Raw genomic sequence first — 1,327 nt, forward strand, 5'->3', positions numbered from 1 at the left:
GGTGTAGTTGAAAGACTTAATTCTCCTGAAGCAGTTTGTAAAGTAACTCCATAAGCTGGATTAGTTGGATTTATAAATTGTCTCATATATTCTTGGTCTTGAACCAATCTTTGTTGAAGTTGAATTGTTTGAACTTGATTTGCAACAGAAGTATGATAATCAGCGCCTGCTGTTGGTTGAGTTACAACTTGAGCAGCTACTGAAGAAATCCAGCTAGGATTAGCGGCGTTGTTAAGATTATGAACATTTCCAGAAGCGTTATAATAAAATGAAGGATTGTCAACTATAGACCTATAAGCATTTCTATCTTCAAAACGAGGTCTATTTAAATTTGCATCTATACTGTTTTTAACAAAATTGCTATATTGACCTAATGTTAATAAATCCAGTGTTTCCATACCTACATCAGTAATACCCATAACACCTGATTTTATAAATGCCTCTGTTATAGAATCTCCTTCATTTCTAAATTGATGATATCTACTATTTGCATGGTAAGTGAATTCAGCTACAGTTGCAACTGGAGCTAATTTACCACCAACTTTAACGGCTCCTTTAAACAATTCTGGTGCAAGGTTCTTGACTTTGTAAGTATATTTTTCTATACTATTTGAAACTTTTTCAAATACTGATGGGTTATGAGGTTCACCCCATAACCCACCACTAGTTTTAGGAGAGGAGTAAGATATGGTAGAATTTGTTTTGGAAGTATTTAAATGGGTTGTATTATTTTTTGGAGCTGTAGGAGCTTTTTCATTTGTTTCTAATGTATTTGATTTTTTTGATCGTAAATAATCTTTTCCTTTTTTATAACCTCCGTAAATAGCACCCAATCCACCTCCAAAAGCTAATAAATCTTTAATTTCATCTCCTTTTGCAATAACACCATCAGCAATTTCATCAGCAAAACTAGGCTCTATTTTAGAATGTTTTAATGCTTTTATTCTATCTTCATTGTCATATCTTTCGTAGCTACTCTATCGCCATTAATTGCGTGTCTTAATTTATCTATTGCGGCTCCTGTTGCAATTCCTCCTCCGACTAATGTAGTTACTGCTCCATCTACATCATTTAAACTTAAAGTTTTTTGCAATCCAAGCATTGCAAGAGCTTTTCCGTAATTTCTAACTTTTAAAGAATGGATTAATGTTTTTGGAAAATATATAAGTTTTTAACATTTTTGATTAAAAAATATAAAGCTTTTTTTGTTAAATCCGATTTTATTATTGAAGTGGCAAGGAAGCCGCAAAAAAATAAAAGGAGTTAGTTATGGGATTTAGAATTAGAACAAATATTCCAGCATTAAATGCTCATGCAGCATTGCAAG

General features: G+C 32.3%; 2 protein-coding genes. Both read right to left on the reverse strand.

The annotated features are described in order from the left end of the window. On the reverse strand, positions 1-833 hold an 833-nt coding region (locus tag MV985_RS09350; RefSeq protein WP_297465640.1), incomplete at its 3' end, for a hypothetical protein. A 107-nt stretch (positions 834-940) separates the two neighbouring features. Next, positions 941-1,102 carry a hypothetical protein gene (locus MV985_RS09355; protein WP_297465641.1) on the reverse strand — a complete coding sequence of 54 codons (162 nt, stop codon included), beginning with the start codon at positions 1,100-1,102 and terminating at the stop codon, positions 941-943. Positions 1,103-1,327: the final 225 nt, after the last annotated feature.

The organism is Thermococcus sp., from assembly GCF_027012695.1.
In the GTDB taxonomy this organism is placed as follows: Archaea; Methanobacteriota_B; Thermococci; order Thermococcales; family Thermococcaceae; genus Thermococcus.